Here is a 15,285-nt window from a genome sequence, read left to right as displayed (position 1 = left end):
GGCGGAGTTGCTGGTGCTGGTCAACGCCGAATCCCTCCCCGACGACCCCATGCCCACAGACACCGTGGCTGGCGACCCCATGCCCGCCGACACCGTGGCCGATGACCCCGTGCCCGGCGACGCTGTCCAGAGGGACGACGCCCAGGCGGGGGCGGCCCGTGAGGGTGATCACATGTCGGGTGAGGATGTCATGAGCGGGGGCTACCAGCCTCCGGGGAGCGGCGCGGCTGCGGGCGAGCCGACCAATGGTGACTTCGCCAGGGGGACGTGCGGGAGCAGTGATTCGATCGGGGATGTCGCCGACTCGGTCGACGGCACTCTCGCTGATGGCACCGCTACCCGTAGTGGGGAGTGTCCCGCACCTGATGACAGCGGTAGCAACGAGGTTTGTCACGCGGGGGAGAACGAGGACGCTGCAGCCAGCGGTACGGCCGGTTCCGCGGACAACACTGAAGTGGCGGACAACACTGAAGTGGCGGACACCGCTCAGACGGTGAGCGATGGTCAGGCCGGCATTGCCGAGACGGCCGACGCTGCCGAGCATGAAAACTCCGGGCAGGGCATGGCCAGGCCGGGAAAGGTCGGACCGGGTAAGGCACGACCGGGCGAGGCCGGCCATGCGAGTGATCGGGAAGAACTCCGACGTACCGGATCCGGCTCCGGGGTCGATCGGAAGGAAGCCGGTAGGGCCGAGCCTGATCGGCGGGTCGAGCAGGAGAAATCCGGTCCATACGAGACCGCGCCGGGTGAGGCCGCAGACGATGGTCGGGCGCGGCGGGTCGGTGCTCCCTGCCGTCCCGGTGGGAGAGGTGCCCCTGACGAGGTGGGGAGCCGCCGAAACGGCGGCCGAGGCAGGGCGAGAGACCGCGACAGGAGCGGCGGTCCAGACGAGATGGGCGGGCTCGCGGACTGGCGATGGCAGGCCGTGCTTCGGACCCTGCCGGGGCTGCTGCTGTCCACCGGACAGTTGTTGCCGATCACTGACGTGTACCGCCTGGCCCGGACCTCCACGCTGATGCGCCTGGTCATGAACGCCCAGGGGCAGGTCCTGGACATGGGCCGCAAAGTCCGGCTGGCCACCCCCGCCCAGCGCCGCGCCGTCCTGGCCCGTTACGCCACCTGCATGGTGGACGGCTGCCCCCTCCCGGCGAGCATGTGTCAGGTCGACCATGTGGACAACTGGAGCGACGGCGGCCGCACCGACCTGGCCAAACTCGGCCCCACCTGCCAACATCACAACCGGGATCGCTACCGGCACCCCGACCGCTACATACGCCGCCGGGTCGGCCCCGACCGATGGGCCTTCACCTACACCGGCCCCTCGTACGCGACCACACGCAGATAGACCCGGTCGCCGACGCGGTGACCGTCACCCTCAACCACCCCATCGTCCCCGCTCTCGACCATCTGCGAGAGGCCGACTTCTTCGCCTCGATCATGGGCCTGGAGCGCCTGCCGCTCACCGGCCGGGCCGGTCACTTCGCCCCCGTGCGGGTCAACGAGCAACTGACCCTGGACTTCATGACGGTGGACGACCCGAGCGGCGTCCATCTCGCCTTCGACGTCGACGCGGCCACCGTCGACCAGATCCTCGCCCGCCTGCGCGCGGCCGGCGTGCCGTACGGCAACGACCCCGCGGGCCGGGACAACGGCCGCATCGATCACCCGCTCCGCACCCGCGGCCTGTTCTTCGTCGACGCCGCGAGCATGGCGTCGCTCATGTTCCTGACAGACGGCGGGGTCAGCTGACGATCTGGAGCAGGCCCTGGTTCCGCACCCGCGCCGGCTCGGCGAGTCGCTGCAGTTCCCGGCCGGCGGAGTCGAGTACGACCAGGGTGTTGTGCGTGCGGCCGAGGACGCGGACCACCAGGCGGCCGTCGGGGAGGTAGAACGCGCCCACCTTGGTCCCCTTGACCGGAATGGGCACCCACTTGCCCGTGACGGTGTCGACGACCGTCGGGGTGAACCCTCCCGGCCAGAGCCCGTCGCCCCCGGGCTCGGTCGGCGACAGCGTGCGCACGACGACGCGCCTGCCGTCCGGGGACAGGCTCTGCACGTGGTTGGCCAGTCTGATGCCCTTGGCTCGGACGGACTTCCCGGTCTTCAGATCGAATATGTAGACGCCGTCGGTCTCCCCGGTGTATCCGGCGAGGTGCCGGCCGTCGGCGGACCAGGCGAGGTGGCAGACGCCGCGGGGAACGCCCGCCTTGCGCGCGCCCGTGCCGTCCGCCTTCACGATCATGAGCGGTGACGCGTCGACGTCGCTGTCGGACGGGTACGCGAGATATGCGGAATCGGGAGACCAGACCGGCGTGGCGCAGGGGAAGCCTCCGGCGGCGCCCTTGGCCACGACCTTCTCCTTACCCCCGGTGCGGACGTGCAGCTTGCCGCCCCACGTGATCCAGGCGAGCTTCGTGCCATCAGGCGATACGGAGAACTGGAAGGCGTCCGTTGCGTTGCCGAGTTTGGTGAACCCCTTGCCGGGCTCGTAGCGGCTGATCGGATGCCCCTTGTCCCAACTCCAGTAGACGGCGACACCCGCAAGTGGCTTCGGTGCCGTTCCAGTGGACCCGGTGGTCGTCGCGGTAGTGGCGACGGCGGCGGAGGGGAGGACGGCGAGGCGGGCGATCGCGGTGATGGCCAGAGCGAGTGCGGTGCGCTTCATGGTGTTCTCCTGGGCGGCGGTCGCTTCCCGGCGTGATCGACGCCGGGCTGGTCGCGCCCAGTGAAAGACCACCCGCTTGCACATCTCTTGATCGCGGCGTGCTCACCATGCTGCAAGCAGCCTGCTAGCGTGGCCGGGCTTTATCCTGCGCCTATGGTGATCACAGACGTGGAGCTGGCCGTCGCGGCCGTGCAGGCGGGAGCGGCTGTCGTACGCGGAATGTACGGGGAATCCCTGCCGCGGGTCCAGAAGAGCGCGGGCGACTTCGCCACGGCCGCCGACATCGCGGCGGAGAACGCGATCCTCGGCGTGATCCGCGCCGCCCGGCCACGCGACGCCGTGACGGGGGAGGAGAGCGGACGCTCGGGCTCGTACGGCGCTGAGCGCATGTGGCTGGTCGACCCGCTGTGCGGCACGCTGAACTATGCCGCGCGGAGCATGCTGGTCGCGGTCAACGCCGCCCTGCGCACGGGTCCGGAGATCACGGCGGCGGCCTCGGCCGACCCGTTCGCCGAAGAGGTGTTCTGGACGGACGGCGATCACGCGTACGTCCGCCGCGACGGGGTGGACGAGAAGCTCACGCCGTCGCCCGAATCGCGACTGGTGGACGTCAACCTGGATCCGCCGTTTCCTAACGCGCCGAGCTACCAGGCGGCGCGCCTGCTCGCCGAGGCGGGGTTCGCCGAGTGGTTCCGCCCACGCGTCGTCTCCACCACGCTCGCCGTCGCCTGGGTCGCCGCGGGGCGCCGAGCCGCGTACGTCACCGACGGCCGTCATCTGCACGACAGTGTGCACTTCGCCGCCGGGATCGCGCTGTGCCGGGCCGCCGGATGCGTGGTGACCGGCCTGCACGGTCAGCCGCCGCACACCGGGACGGGCGGGCTCGTCGTGGCGGCCGACCAGGAGACGCACGCCGCATTGCTGACGCTCATCGCCGACCAGTTCCCACCCGATCAGTTATGAAGCGGCGGTGGAGCCCGGCTTGAAACGACGACCACGAAGGTGATAGCGGTTCGGGGGGTCGGATCCGCACGTGGACCGATCTGAACGACTATCCGATGAGGGGGCCCGTGTGGCCGGAATGTTGCGGGTCGCGGCGGTGCAGTTCGAGCATCGTGCCGATGACAAGCGGTACAACCTGCGCCGGGTGGAGCATTTCGCCGAGGAGGCGGCCGCGGCCGGCGCGCACCTGGTGGCGTGCCCGGAGATGTGCCTGCTCGGCTACTGGCAGTTGCGCCGCTACTCGGCTGACCGGCTGCGCGAGCTGGCCGAGCCGACGGACGGTCCGCTGGTGACGGCGGTGCGCGAGCTGGCGGTGCGGCATCGCGTCGGTGTGGGCGCCGGGTTCCTCGAAGACGACGGCGGCAGGCTGTTCAACTCCTACGCGCTGTGCCTGCCCGATGGGACCGTACGCGTGCACCGTAAGCTGCACGCGTTCGAGCACGAGGCGATCTCCAGCGGTGAAGGCTATACCGTGTTCGACACGCCGTGGGGTGTGCGGATGGCGATCCTGATCTGCTGGGACAACAACCTGGTGGAGAACGTGCGGGCGTGCGCGTTGCAGGGCGCCTCGGTGCTGATCGCACCGCATCAGACCGGCGGCACCTCCTCGCGTAGTCCGCACAGCATGCGGCCGATCCCCCTGCGCCTGTGGGAGAACCGGCGTGAGGACCCGGCGGCGATCGAGGACGAGTTCCGCGGTCCCAACGGGCGCGGCTGGCTCATGCGCTGGCTGCCGGCCCGCGCCCACGACAACGGCATGTTCGTGGTGTTCAGCAACGGGGTGGGACGCGACGATGACGAGGTGCGCACCGGCAACGCGATGCTGCTCGACCCCTACGGGCGCATCCTCGCCGAGACATGGGCGGCCGATGACGCGATGGTCGTGGCCGATCTCGACCTGGATCTGATTCCGCTGTCCACCGGCCGAAGGTGGCTGGCCGGACGCAGGCCGGAGCTGTACGAGATCCTCACCCGCCGGTTCGGCACCGAACGCGACCCGCGCACCGCCCGCTTCGCCACCGAACCGGTCACGCTGACACCCTCCGACCGTCCCACTTCATAGCGATTTCCGCCCGGGATCCTCCTTCCAGGGGGCGGCCGGGTGGTCCCTGGGCGAGGGATTTCCCAGGGACCACGTGCTGGGCCTGTGCCGCCGGCGGATCAGGCGCCGAAGCGGGGGACGGGCAGATCCTCGGTCGCCAGGTGCACGATGTGCGACTCGGTGTAGACGTCGATGCTGTGCTTGCCGCCCTCGCGGCCGAGACCGCTGGCCTTGACCCCGCCGAAGGGGGTGCGCAGGTCACGGACGTTCTGGGAGTTGACCCAGAGCATGCCCGACTCGATCGCCTGGGCGAGGCGGTGCGTGCGGCGCAGGTTGTTGGTCCACAGGTAGGCGGCCAGGCCGTACCGGGTGTTGTTGGCCAGCTCCAGCGCCTCCTCCTCGGTGGAGAACGGCGTGACGCACACGACCGGGCCGAAGATCTCCTCCTGGAAGATCCGCATCTTGGGCGTCACGTCGGCGAACACCGTGGCCGACAGGAAGTTGCCGGCCGGCAGGTGCTCGGGGCGTGAGCCGCCGGCGACCAGACGGGCGCCCTCATCGACGCCGATCTGGACATACTCCATGACCCGGGCGTAGTGCTCGGGGTGCACCAGCGCGCCCAGTTCGGTGTCCGGGTCGTCGGGGGCGCCGACCCGGACGCGGGAGGCCCGCTCGGCCAGCCGCCGTACGAACTCGTCGTAGATCGTGTCCTGGACGAGGACCCGCGAACTGGCGGTGCAGCGCTCGCCGTTGAGGGAGAAGACGCCGAACACCGCGGCGTCCAGCGCCCGGTCCAGGTCGGCGTCGTCGAAGACCAGCAGCGGGGACTTGCCGCCCAGCTCCATCGAGAGGGTCTTCAGATGGTCGGCCGCGTTGCGCATGATGATCTGACCGGTGGTGGTTTCTCCCGTGAAGGAGATCACCGGCACGTCGGGATGCGCGACGAGTGCCGCGCCGGCCTCCTCGCCGATGCCGTGGACGATGTTGAACACGCCCGTGGGCAGGCCCGCCTCCTCCATGATCTGCGGCAGCACGTCGGCGGAGGCCGGGGACCACTCGGCGGGCTTCAGCACGACCGGGCAGCCGGCCGCGAGCGCGGGCGCCAGTTTCCAGGTCTCCAGCATGAACGGGGTGTTCCACGGAGTGATCAGACCGGCCACACCGACGGGCTTACGCAACACATAGTTGAGCTGGGAGGAGGCGACCCGGTAGACGTCCTCTCCGAGAGTCGTGATCACGTCGGCGAAGAAGCGGAAGTTGTGCGCGGCCCGGTGTGCCTGGCCACGCGCCTGGGTGATCGGCAGACCGGTGTCGCGGCACTCCAGCATGGCGATCTGGTCGTCCCGCTTCTCGATCGCGTCGGCGATCTTGCGGAGGATCGTGGCCCGCTGCTGGGCGGGCATCTTGGGCCACGGGCCCTCGGTGAAGGCCCGGCGTGCCGCGGCGACCGCCGCGGCGACGTCCTCGGCGCCACCCGCCGCGACGGTGAGATAGGGCTCGTTGGTCGCCGGTTCCAGAGAGGTGAAGGTCGCGCCCGAGACGCTCGGGACGTACGCCCCGTCGATGTAGTGTTCGATCTTGGACGGGGCGGTGCTCATCGGGTGACTTCCTCGCTTTGTGCCAGCAGTTCCTTGATCCGGGCGATCCCCGCGTCGGTCGGAGTGATCAGCGGGGGGCGGACGTGCCCGGAGGCGATCAGTCCGCGCTGCTCCAGCACCCACTTGGCCGGGGCCGGGTTGGTCTCGACGAACAGCAACTCGACCAGGGGGTGCAGGGCGTAGTGCAGGTCCAGGGCGGTCTGGTGATCACCCTCGACGTAGGCGTTGTACATCTGGGCCACGGCCGCCGGCGCCAGGTTGGCCACCGCGCTGACGAAACCGACGCCGCCGATCGCCAGCAGCGGCAGGCACAGCAGCTCGATACCCGACCACATCAGGAAGTCCCGGCCGCACAGGTGCAGAACCTTGGAGAAGTGTTCGAAGTCCTTCGTCGTCTCCTTGATCCCCACGATGTTGTCGTGGGCGCGCCGCAGCCGGGCGACGGTCTCGGGGGCGATGTCCACCGCGGTCCGGGACGGCACGTTGTAGATGACGATCGGCAGGCCGGGGAACTCTCCGGCCACCGTGGCGTACCAGCGGAACAGCGCCTCCTGGGTCGGCCGGGCGTAGTAGGGGGTGATGACGAGGGCGGCGTCGGCGCCCAGCCGCTCGGCCTCGGCGGTCAGACGCAGCGTCTCGTCGAGCTTGGCCGAGCCGGTGCCGGGCAGGAACGGCACCCGGTCGGCGGTCTCCTCGGCCACCGCGGTCATCGCCGCGATCCGCTCCTCGGCGCTCTGGGCTCCCGGCTCGCCGGTGGAGCCGCCGGTGGAGATGCCGTGCGAGCCCTGGTCGAGTTGCCAGCGCACCAGCGCGCGCAGCGAGTCGACGTCGAGCTCGCCTCCGGCGGTGAAGGGGGTCACCACCGGAGCGATGGACCCGCGGATGGTCGCCGGATCCGATCGGAACTTCATGAGATCACTCCTTGGGGGTCCAAGTCGAAACAGAAGGGGCCGAAACAGAAGGGGGAGGTCATCGGGCGTCTCGCCGCGACTCGTAGGTCTCCCGCCAGGCCTTGTTCATCGGGTAGAGCCCGTCGATCGACGCGCCCTCGTTCACCCGCTCGTAGATGAAGCGCTCCTCGTCCTCCTGCCGGGCGGCGTCGCGAGCGACCTCGGCGGCCAGGCCCGGCGGGATGACGACCACGCCCTCGGCGTCACCGACCAGCACGTCGCCCGGCATGACGAGAACGCCGCCGCAGGCCACCGGCACCTGGGAGTCCATCGGGACGTGGCGGCGGCCGAGCACGGCCGCGTGCGGCGCGCCGAAGTAGACGGGCAGGTCGAGACCGGAGAACGACGGGCTGTCGCGCAGCCCGCCGTCGGTGATGACGCCGGCCGCGCCCCGCCGCAGCGCGCGCAGGGCGAGGATGTCGCCGATGGTCCCGGCGCCGTGCTCGCCGCGCGCCTCGATCACGAGGATCTCACCGGGACGGATCTCCTCGACCGTGCGCTTCTGCGCGTTCATCCCGCCACCGATCTCGGCGAACACGTCCTCGCGCAGCGGGAGGTAGCGCAGGGTCCGCGCCACGCCGACCATGCGCAGGTCGGGCCGGGCGGGGCGGACTCCTTCGATGAAGTGGTGGTCGATGCCGCGCTTGCGCAGCTGCGACGACAGCGTCGCCGTCGAGACCGAGCGCAGCGCCGTGACGGTCTGCTCGTCCAGCGGGTGCGGCGGCCGCCCGGAGTCGGCAGCAGGGCCGTGGGCCGTGCCGTACGCGGCGGCCCTGGTCTCCTCGCTCACCTTGGGCTGTACGCCGTAGGCGGCGAGTTCGCCGGGATCGGCCACGATCTCGTTGCGCAGCCGTCCCGCCCCTTCCAGCTCGACCTCCACAACGTCGCCGGGCCCTACGACCGTGGACCCCGTGGGGGTGCCGGTGAGGATGATGTCGCCGGGCTCGAGCGTCATCAGGCGGGACAGGTCGGCGATGAGCAGGTCGAAGCCGAACAGCAGTTCGTCGGTGCCGGCGTCCTGGACGAGCTGCCCGTTCACGTACGTGCGCAGCCGCAGTTTCGCGGGGTCGACGTCGGTGAGGATCGCCGGGCCGACGGGAGTGTAGCCGTCCTGGCCCTTGGCCCGGAGGTTGGATCCCAGATCGGCGTGCTTGAGGTCGTAGACGCCGAAGTCGTTGGCGGCCGTGTATCCCGCGACGTGCTCCAGCGCGCGTTCGACCGGAACGCGGTGCGCCCGCTCGCCGATGACGAGGGCGATCTCGCCCTCGAAGGCCAGCAGATCGCAGCCGTCGGGCCGGACGACCGGCCGGCCCGACCAGGACAGCGACGAGGACGGCTTGAGGAAGTAGGAGGGGACCGCCGGGGTCCGCCCGCGCTCTGCGGCACGGCTGCGGTAGTTGAGATGCACCGCGATGATCTTCCCTGGGGCCAGCCCGAGTGGGTGGTCCAACATCATCCCTCCTCCAAATCGTATACGACTTCATGCATGATAGCCGATCAGAGGGACGAGCACTATAGACAAAGATATCTGGATTCGTACATGATTTGACCGGGTCGGCGCCCTGTGTCAGGGGCCACCCAGGTGAAGCAGAGACAAGCGACTCCTCACCGGTGTACTAATTGTCCCAATCCACGAACCTTGGGAGGATGCGTCATGGGAGAGATCGTTCTGGCCGCCAAGATCACGCATGTGCCGTCGATCTGGCTGTCCATCCAGCCGGGTAAGCACTACGGCATCCGCCGCCCCGCGGAGGAGGCGCTCAAGGAGGTCGGCAGGCGCGCCCGCGAGCGCGGCGCCGACACCTTCCTCGTCGCCGACAGCCACTGGCTCAACAGCATCGGCTTCCACCTCAACGGCAGAGAACGGCACCACGGCACCTACACGAGCCACGAGCTGCCGCACTTCATCCACGACCTGGAGTACGACTACCAGGGGGATGCCGAGCTCGCCGAGCTGGTCCGCGAGGAGATCGTCGCCGGCGGGCAGAAGGCGCGCGTGCACACCTACAAGGATCTGGGCCTGGAGTACGCCACGCTGGTCCCGATGTACTTCATGAACGGCGACTCCTCGATCCGGGTGCTGCCGATCGGCTGCAACATGTACTCGACGATCGACGAGAACCGCCGGATCGGCGAGGCCCTGCTGCGTGCCGTACGGCGCAGCGACCGCAAGGTGGCCTTCCTGGCCAGCGGGTCCCTGTCGCACGCCTTCCCGCCCAACGCGATCGCCGAGACCATGCTCGACGACGTGAGCAGCGAGATCAACCGGACGGTCGACCTGGCGGTCCTCGAGATGTGGAAGGAGGGCAGGTTCGGGGAGTTCCTCGCGATGCTCCCGGACTACAACGCGCGGTGCGCGGGCGAGGGTGCGATGGCCGACACGGCCATGCTCTTCGGCCTGCTCGGCTGGGAAGGCTACACCGGCAAGGGCGAGCTGCTGTGTCCCTACTTCGGCAGCACCGGCACCGGCCAGGTCGTCGTCGACTTCCCCGTGCCCGCCTTCGCCGAGTGAAGTCACCGAATGAAGTCGACGGGTGAGGGCTCCCGGGCTCTCTGAAGAGGGTACCCGTGCAGTAGGATCACAAATCGTATGTGAAACCTGCTATGAAGAGGTGCTCACCCATGGCGATCCCCCTGGCCGTCCAGACCTACACCCCCGACCGGCCCGATGAGGGCCTGCCGCCCGTGCTCCTGATCCACGGCCTGTGCTCCGACGGGCGCCGCGACTGGGTCGAGACCGGTACGGTCGCCGCGCTGACCGACGCCGGGCGGACTGTCGTCGTGGCCGATCTGCCCGGCCACGGGGACAGTCCCGCCCCGGCGGCCGCCGCCGAGGCCGGGGCCGGTGCGATCGCCGTGGCGCTGCTCGCCGCACTCGACGGCGCGCTCGCCGGGACACCGGGCGGGACGTCCGGCGGGGCTTTCGACGTGGTGGGCTACTCGCTGGGCGCGCGGCTCGCCTGGGAGCTGCCCGAGGCCGCTCCCGGGCGGGTGCGCCGGGCCGTGCTCGGCGGGCTCAGCCCGGCCGAGCCGTTCGCCGCGGTGGACATCGAGGCGCTGCGCGCGGCGGTCGGCGGCGGTCCCGAACCGGCCGACCCGTTCACCGCGATGTTCGCCGGGATGCTCGGCGCACAGGGCGACCGGGCCGCCGGACTGGTCACCTGCGTCGAGGGGCTGCGGAGCACGCCGTTCGAGCCGACCGGCTGGGCCGGTCGGACCCCGCCCGTGTTCATTGTCGGGCAGGACGACATGATGGTCCGCGGAATTGAGCGTATCGTCGGACTCGCCGGCGCGGCGGACCCGGTCACGGTTCCCGGCGATCACTTCCAGGTCCTGGCGAGCGCCGAGTTCCGCACGGCCGTCGTCAAGGCCCTAACAGGCCGAGAGTGAGGGGACTTCGGGTGAGTTCCGCGAAGAGGACCACGCGCGACAAGGCGTCCAAGGCCGAGATCAGCTATGAACTGCTGCGCTCACGGATCCTCGACGGCACCTACGGCCCGGGCTACCGTCTGGTGATGGACCAGCTCGCCAGGGAGATCGGGGTCAGCACGATCCCGCTGCGCGAGGCGCTGCGCCGCCTGCAGTCCGACGGCCTCGTCGAGGTGGTGCGCAACATAGGGGCACGGGTCGCGGTGTTCGACGCCCATCAGGTGGAGCACACGCTGCAGGTCCTGGCGCGGCTGGAAGGGTACGCGACGGCGATCTCCGCTCCGATCATGACGGCGGAGCACATCTCGGTCTCACGTGCGATCAACAAGCGCATGATCGAGGCACTCGACCAGTTCGACCCCACATCGTTCACCGCGCTCAACCGGGACTTCCACTTCTCCATCTACCAGCACTGCCCCGACGACCATCTGAGCTCGCTGCTGAGCTCGGAATGGGCCAGGCTGGACCACATGCGGCGCTCGTCGTTCAGCTACGTGCCCGGCCGCGCCCGCCGCTCGGTCGAGGAGCACGACCTCATGCTGGATCTCATCGAGGCCGGCGCCGACGCCGGCGAGATCGAGCGCGTGGCCTGCGCGCACAAGGTCGCGACCGCCGACGCGCTGCACGACGCCCACACCTCCGCCGCCTCGCACACCTCCTCCTCGCTGTCCGCCTGACCTTCCAACGCGGAACCGCCCCCTTCGTACGGATCATCCGTACGAAGGGGGCGGTTCCGTTGTCCGGTGTCGTCTGCCGCCGGCGTCCGCCGAGCCGTCAGGTGAGAAGCTGCCCGCCGTCCACCTGGACGACGGTGCCGGTGATGTGGCCCGCCTGCGGGGAGGCGAGGAACATCACCAGCGGGGTGAGGTCGCCGGGGACGGCGATCCGGCCCAGCGGGATGCGGGCCTCCCACGCGCCGCGCGCCTGCGGATCGTCCATCAGCCCGGCGGTCATCGGCGTGTGCACCGGGCCGGGCGCCACACCGTTCACCCGGATGCCGTGCCCCGCGAGCTCGATGGCGCCGGTGCGGGTGAGCGCGTCGACCGCCGCCTTCGTCGCCTCGTAGTGCCCCAGGCCCGGGGTGGGCTGGCGGGCGCCGATCGAGCTGATGTTGACGACGCAGCCGCCCCGGCCGGCCTCGATCATCTGAGCGGCCGCGGCCCGCGTGACGAGGAAGGTGCCGCGCACGTTCACGGCCAGGACCCGGTCGAAGACCTCGACGGGCAGCGACACGAGCGGGCCGCCGCCGGCGACGATCCCCGCGTTGTTGACCAGGACCTCGACCGGCCCCAGCTCATCGGCCACCCGCGCCAGGCCGGCCGCGACGGACTCGGCGTCGGTGATGTCGACGGTCACCGCCAGCACGCCCAGCTCGGCCGCGGCCCTGCCCGCCGCCGCCTCGTCGACGTCCGCGATCGCGACCCGGTCGCCGGCCTCGGCGAAGGCCTGCGCGACGGCGCGGCCGATCCCGCTCGCGCCGCCGGTGACCAGGACGACCCGGCCGCCGGTCTCCGCCGTGCTCATCGGGCCTCCGCGATGATGACGCGCGGGCTGCCCGGCAGCGCACGGGTCTCGACGGGCTCCCAGCCGGCGTCGCGCAGCCAGCCACGCACCTCGTCCTCGGGGTAGACGACGGTCCCGTCGATCACGAGGTACTCGGCGGCGTGCAGCGCGTCGATGGTCCGCTGCTCTTCGTCGGAGTCGAGGAAGAAGTCGAGCAGGATGAGCGTGGCGCCGGGTGCGGCGGCGGTGCGGGCGCGCTCGATGATGCGCCGGTTCTGCTCGGCGTCGTAGCGGTGCGCCACGTGCTCGAGCAGGACGAGGTCGAAGCCGGTGGGGGTTTCGTCGGTGACCGGGTCGCCCGCCACGACCTCGAAGCGGTCGGACAGGCCGGCGGCCTCGATCGCGCTCTTCGCGCCCTCGATCATGAACTCGCCGGTGAAGAACGTGCCCTGCAGGCCGGGGGCCGCGGTCATCGCCTCGGTGAGGAAGGCGGCGGACAGCCCGCCGAGGTCCAGGGCCCGCTGGTGCCGGGAGAAGTCGTAGTTCTCGGCGAGCATCTTGGCGTGTAGGGCGTTGTAGGTCATGACTCCGTTCATGAACACGCCCATCCGGTCGCCGCCGAGGTCGAGGTCGCCGGGCTTGGCGGTGCGCGCGGTCTCGCCGAACGCCAGCCAGTGTGGGTAGCTGATGGCGTCGAGGAAGGCCAGGAACGGGCGCAGGTCGACGTCGTCGCCGGAGCCGGCGAGATAACGCGCGACCGTGGGGGAGTTGGCGTACACCCCGTCGGTCCGGGTCAGCAGGCCGAGGCCGGACATCGCGTCGGCGAGGATGCGGGCGGTGCGCTCGGGGAGCCCGGTGCGGGCGGCCAGGTCGGCGACGCCGGCCGGGCCCTGCGCCAGCGCGGCGAACAGGCCGTTCTCGCTCGCGGCGAACAGTTGCTTGGCCGCCATGTAACCGGTGGCGACGGCGAGGATGCGCTCGGGGCCGGAACTATCCGGATGAGACGACATGTGCACTCCTTGGATACCAAAACAGTATGGGAGATGATATACGATTTGCGTTGCAGGTGGCTAGAAGGAGGTTCAATGACCACAGATCAGGGGAACGAACCCCAGGTGCCTCGGCGCAGGCTCGGCGCGGCGGGACCCGAAGTCCCGGTCTTCGGTCTCGGCTCGTGGAACACATGGGATCGCATGGAGACGGACGACGCGGTCGAACTGGTCCGTGTCGCCGTCGGCCGCGGCGTCAACCTCTTCGACGTCGCCCACTACAACTTCGGCCCGCATGCCGAGAACGCGGTGACCGACATCATCTTCGGCAAGGTCGTACGGGAGGCCGGCCTTCGCCGGGAAGACTACCTGCTGTGCGGCAAGCTCTGGCTGTGGGACTACCCCAAGGTCTCCTTCGCCGAGCAGATCGAGGTCTCGCTGGAGCGAATCGGCACCGACCGCGCCGACTTCGTCGTGGCCGGCGACTTCTTCGGCGAGCTCGACATCAGGTCGGTGGTGACCGACGCCTCCGAACTGGTGCGGGCCGGCCGGTTCGACGCCTGGGGGGTGAACAACTGGTCGGCCGCCGACCTGTGGCTGGCGCGTGACTTCGCGCTCGCCGAGGGAATGACGCCGCCCTCGTTCGCCCAGCTCAAATACAGCCTGGCGCGACGCTCGGTGCCCGAGGGTGAGCCGTACGGGCGCCTGTTCGACGAGGCGGGGCTGGGGCTGCAGGCCTCCGACGTCTTCGAGGGCGGCATCCTCGCGGGCAAACTGAACCCCGAGCGCAAGATCGGCGCCGACCCGGGCGGGATCCGCGAGCGCATCCGGGCGGCCTACCCCGCGGTGGAGAGGGCCGCCGAGCGGTTCGGCGCGACGCCCGCCCAGCTGGCCATCGCCTACTGCCTCACCCATCGTGCCGTGGGCAACGTGCTGTTCGGGGCCAGCCGGATGAGCCAGTTCGACGACAACCTGGGCGCGCTCGACCTGCTGGCGCGGCACGGCGACGAACTGCGCGAGGCGGTCGCCGACCTGTGGATCGACCGCGACGTGGTGCGGCCCGAAGCGTCATGGGGGACTGACTAGACCATGTCGTACATTCCCGTTCCCTACGATCCCGAACTCGAGGAAGGCCTGGCGGCGTTCCTCGCCATGGTCGAGACCGTGCCGCTGCGTGCGGACACCATCATCCGCAACCGCGAGATCTTCGCGGCGATCACCCCGCCCATGGCGGAGATCGTCGGTGACCGAGCCGTCGAGTGGTGGGACGTCGACGTCCCGGGTCCCGAGGGCGCCCCCGACGTGACCGTCACCGTCGTACGCCCCAAGGGCGGGCCGCGGCCCGGCGCCGCGGGCATCTACGAGATCCACGGCGGCGGCATGATCCTCGGCACCCGCTTCTTCGGCATCGAGGGCCTGATCCAGTCAGCGCTCGAGTACGGGACCGTGGGCGTGAGCGTCGAATACCGCCTCGCCCCGGAGAACCCCGCACCGGCGGCGGCCGAGGACTGCTACGCGGGCTTCGTCTGGATGGCGGAGCACGCGCGGGAGCTCGGGTTCGACCCCCGGCGCCTGCTCGTCTCCGGCTTCAGCGCGGGCGGGGGACTCACGGCGGCCGTCGGCATCATGGCGCGCGACCGGAGGGGCCCGGCCGCCGCCGGCCTCTACATGGGAGCCCCCATGATCGACGACCGCAACACGACCGTCTCCAGCCGCCAGTACGACGGCATCGGCGCGTGGGACCGCAACAACAACGACACCGGCTGGGACGCGCTGCTGGGCGACCGAAGGGGCACCGGCGACGTGCTGCCACATGAGGTTCCGGCGCGTGCCGCGGACCTGTCCGGCCTGCCGCCGGTCTATGTCGAGGTCGGGGCGGCCGAGGTGTTCCGCGACGAGGCGGTCGAGTTCGCCGGCCGGGTCTGGGCGACCGGCGGCCAGGCGGAGCTCCACGTGTGGGCGGGCGGATACCACGGGTTCTCCGGTAGTGCGCCCGGTGCCCGGGTCTCCCGCGCGGCCGCGGACGCCAAGCTCTCCTGGCTCCGGCGAATCCTCGCCATTTCCCCCATCCGCTGATCCACCCACCCCTCCATCCCCCGCCGTGATC

At 70.4% G+C, this 15,285-nt stretch carries 15 protein-coding genes; 9 read left to right on the top strand and 6 right to left on the bottom strand.

Features of this window, described 5'->3' with window-relative positions:
• Both Mth01_RS21165 and Mth01_RS21160 read left to right on the top strand, forming a co-directional pair.
• On the top strand, positions 1 to 1,345 hold a 1,345-nt coding region (locus tag Mth01_RS21165), incomplete at its 5' end, for a DUF222 domain-containing protein (protein ID WP_204017650.1).
• Entirely contained in the window at positions 1,297 to 1,749 is a 453-nt protein-coding gene (locus Mth01_RS21160) for a VOC family protein (protein WP_239089870.1), read from the top strand. The genes Mth01_RS21165 and Mth01_RS21160, both read left to right, overlap by 49 nt.
• Here Mth01_RS21160 and Mth01_RS21155 read toward each other — a convergent pair.
• Positions 1,742 to 2,665: a TolB-like translocation protein gene (locus Mth01_RS21155; RefSeq protein WP_204017649.1), complete on the bottom strand. Its 924-nt coding sequence runs from the start codon at positions 2,663 to 2,665 to the stop codon at positions 1,742 to 1,744. The genes Mth01_RS21160 and Mth01_RS21155 overlap by 8 nt on opposite strands.
• Before the next feature lie 153 nt (positions 2,666 to 2,818).
• On the opposite strand from Mth01_RS21155, the gene Mth01_RS21150 reads away from it, so the two are divergent.
• Together Mth01_RS21150 and Mth01_RS21145 are read left to right on the top strand one after the other, a co-directional pair.
• Positions 2,819 to 3,628, top strand: coding sequence for an inositol monophosphatase family protein (locus Mth01_RS21150; RefSeq protein WP_204017648.1), 810 nt, complete (start codon positions 2,819 to 2,821; stop codon positions 3,626 to 3,628).
• Positions 3,629 to 3,746: 118 nt separating this feature from the next.
• Positions 3,747 to 4,730, top strand: a complete 984-nt coding sequence (locus Mth01_RS21145) for a nitrilase family protein (protein WP_239089872.1) — start codon at positions 3,747 to 3,749, stop codon at positions 4,728 to 4,730.
• Positions 4,731 to 4,828: 98 nt separating this feature from the next.
• Here the strand turns inward: Mth01_RS21145 and hpaE are convergent, their stop codons facing one another.
• The 3 genes from hpaE to Mth01_RS21130 are packed head-to-tail and all read right to left on the bottom strand — an operon-like array spanning position 4,829 to position 8,710.
• A complete protein-coding gene (hpaE, locus tag Mth01_RS21140) occupies positions 4,829 to 6,307 on the bottom strand; it encodes a 5-carboxymethyl-2-hydroxymuconate semialdehyde dehydrogenase (protein ID WP_204017646.1) in 1,479 nt (492 codons plus the stop codon).
• Complete coding sequence (dapA, locus tag Mth01_RS21135) at positions 6,304 to 7,218, bottom strand: 4-hydroxy-tetrahydrodipicolinate synthase (protein ID WP_204017645.1); 915 nt, start codon at positions 7,216 to 7,218, stop codon at positions 6,304 to 6,306. Before dapA ends, hpaE begins: the two co-directional genes overlap by 4 nt.
• A gap of 58 nt (positions 7,219 to 7,276) precedes the next feature.
• A complete protein-coding gene (locus tag Mth01_RS21130) occupies positions 7,277 to 8,710 on the bottom strand; it encodes a fumarylacetoacetate hydrolase family protein (RefSeq protein ID WP_239089869.1) in 1,434 nt (477 codons plus the stop codon).
• A 201-nt stretch (positions 8,711 to 8,911) separates the two neighbouring features.
• Here Mth01_RS21130 and hpaD point away from each other — a divergent pair, with 201 nt between their 5' ends.
• The 3 genes from hpaD (at position 8,912) to Mth01_RS21115 (ending at position 11,363) form a co-directional block, all read left to right on the top strand.
• Positions 8,912 to 9,769 carry a 3,4-dihydroxyphenylacetate 2,3-dioxygenase gene (gene hpaD / locus Mth01_RS21125; RefSeq protein ID WP_204017644.1) on the top strand — a complete coding sequence of 286 codons (858 nt, stop codon included), beginning with the start codon at positions 8,912 to 8,914 and terminating at the stop codon, positions 9,767 to 9,769.
• 110 nt (positions 9,770 to 9,879) lie between these two features.
• Entirely contained in the window at positions 9,880 to 10,647 is a 768-nt protein-coding gene (locus Mth01_RS21120) for an alpha/beta fold hydrolase (protein WP_204017643.1), read from the top strand.
• An 11-nt stretch (positions 10,648 to 10,658) separates the two neighbouring features.
• On the top strand, positions 10,659 to 11,363 hold the full coding sequence (locus Mth01_RS21115) for a GntR family transcriptional regulator (protein ID WP_204017642.1): 705 nt from the start codon (positions 10,659 to 10,661) through the stop codon (positions 11,361 to 11,363).
• 97 nt (positions 11,364 to 11,460) lie between these two features.
• On the opposite strand, the gene Mth01_RS21110 is transcribed toward Mth01_RS21115, so the two are convergent.
• The gene (locus Mth01_RS21110) at positions 11,461 to 12,210 is read right to left on the bottom strand and encodes an SDR family NAD(P)-dependent oxidoreductase (protein WP_204017641.1); all 750 of its coding nucleotides are present in this window, start codon (positions 12,208 to 12,210) and stop codon (positions 11,461 to 11,463) included.
• Positions 12,207 to 13,199: a methyltransferase gene (locus Mth01_RS21105; RefSeq protein ID WP_204017640.1), complete on the bottom strand. Its 993-nt coding sequence runs from the start codon at positions 13,197 to 13,199 to the stop codon at positions 12,207 to 12,209. Before Mth01_RS21105 ends, Mth01_RS21110 begins: the two co-directional genes overlap by 4 nt.
• 75 nt (positions 13,200 to 13,274) lie before the next feature.
• Here Mth01_RS21105 and Mth01_RS21100 point away from each other — a divergent pair, with 75 nt between their 5' ends.
• The gene (locus tag Mth01_RS21100) at positions 13,275 to 14,264 is read left to right on the top strand and encodes an aldo/keto reductase (RefSeq protein WP_204017639.1); all 990 of its coding nucleotides are present in this window, start codon (positions 13,275 to 13,277) and stop codon (positions 14,262 to 14,264) included.
• A gap of 3 nt (positions 14,265 to 14,267) precedes the next feature.
• Positions 14,268 to 15,254, top strand: a complete 987-nt coding sequence (locus tag Mth01_RS21095; RefSeq protein ID WP_204017638.1) for an alpha/beta hydrolase — start codon at positions 14,268 to 14,270, stop codon at positions 15,252 to 15,254.
• The last annotated feature ends 31 nt before the right edge of the window (positions 15,255 to 15,285 follow it).

Source organism: Sphaerimonospora thailandensis (genome assembly GCF_016863115.1).
In the GTDB taxonomy this organism is placed as follows: domain Bacteria; phylum Actinomycetota; class Actinomycetes; order Streptosporangiales; family Streptosporangiaceae; genus Sphaerimonospora; species Sphaerimonospora cavernae.
The sequence above is the reverse complement of the archived record's forward strand: the minus strand, read 5'-3'. Positions and strand labels throughout refer to the sequence as shown.

What these genes read in the sequence shown, in the direction of transcription:
- Mth01_RS21160 (WP_239089870.1), top strand. Translation starts at nt 1,297, where the DNA reads ATGGGCCTTCACCTACACCGGCCCCTCGTACGCGACCACACGCAGATA.
- Mth01_RS21155 (WP_204017649.1), bottom strand. Translation starts at nt 2,665, where the DNA reads ATGAAGCGCACCGCACTCGCTCTGGCCATCACCGCGATCGCCCGCCTC.
- Mth01_RS21150 (WP_204017648.1), top strand. Translation starts at nt 2,819, where the DNA reads ATGGTGATCACAGACGTGGAGCTGGCCGTCGCGGCCGTGCAGGCGGGA.
- Mth01_RS21145 (WP_239089872.1), top strand. Translation starts at nt 3,747, where the DNA reads ATGTTGCGGGTCGCGGCGGTGCAGTTCGAGCATCGTGCCGATGACAAG.
- hpaE (WP_204017646.1), bottom strand. Translation starts at nt 6,307, where the DNA reads ATGAGCACCGCCCCGTCCAAGATCGAACACTACATCGACGGGGCGTAC.
- dapA (WP_204017645.1), bottom strand. Translation starts at nt 7,218, where the DNA reads ATGAAGTTCCGATCGGATCCGGCGACCATCCGCGGGTCCATCGCTCCG.
- Mth01_RS21130 (WP_239089869.1), bottom strand. Translation starts at nt 8,710, where the DNA reads ATGTTGGACCACCCACTCGGGCTGGCCCCAGGGAAGATCATCGCGGTG.
- hpaD (WP_204017644.1), top strand. Translation starts at nt 8,912, where the DNA reads ATGGGAGAGATCGTTCTGGCCGCCAAGATCACGCATGTGCCGTCGATC.
- Mth01_RS21120 (WP_204017643.1), top strand. Translation starts at nt 9,880, where the DNA reads ATGGCGATCCCCCTGGCCGTCCAGACCTACACCCCCGACCGGCCCGAT.
- Mth01_RS21110 (WP_204017641.1), bottom strand. Translation starts at nt 12,210, where the DNA reads ATGAGCACGGCGGAGACCGGCGGCCGGGTCGTCCTGGTCACCGGCGGC.
- Mth01_RS21105 (WP_204017640.1), bottom strand. Translation starts at nt 13,199, where the DNA reads ATGTCGTCTCATCCGGATAGTTCCGGCCCCGAGCGCATCCTCGCCGTC.
- Mth01_RS21100 (WP_204017639.1), top strand. Translation starts at nt 13,275, where the DNA reads ATGACCACAGATCAGGGGAACGAACCCCAGGTGCCTCGGCGCAGGCTC.
- Mth01_RS21095 (WP_204017638.1), top strand. Translation starts at nt 14,268, where the DNA reads ATGTCGTACATTCCCGTTCCCTACGATCCCGAACTCGAGGAAGGCCTG.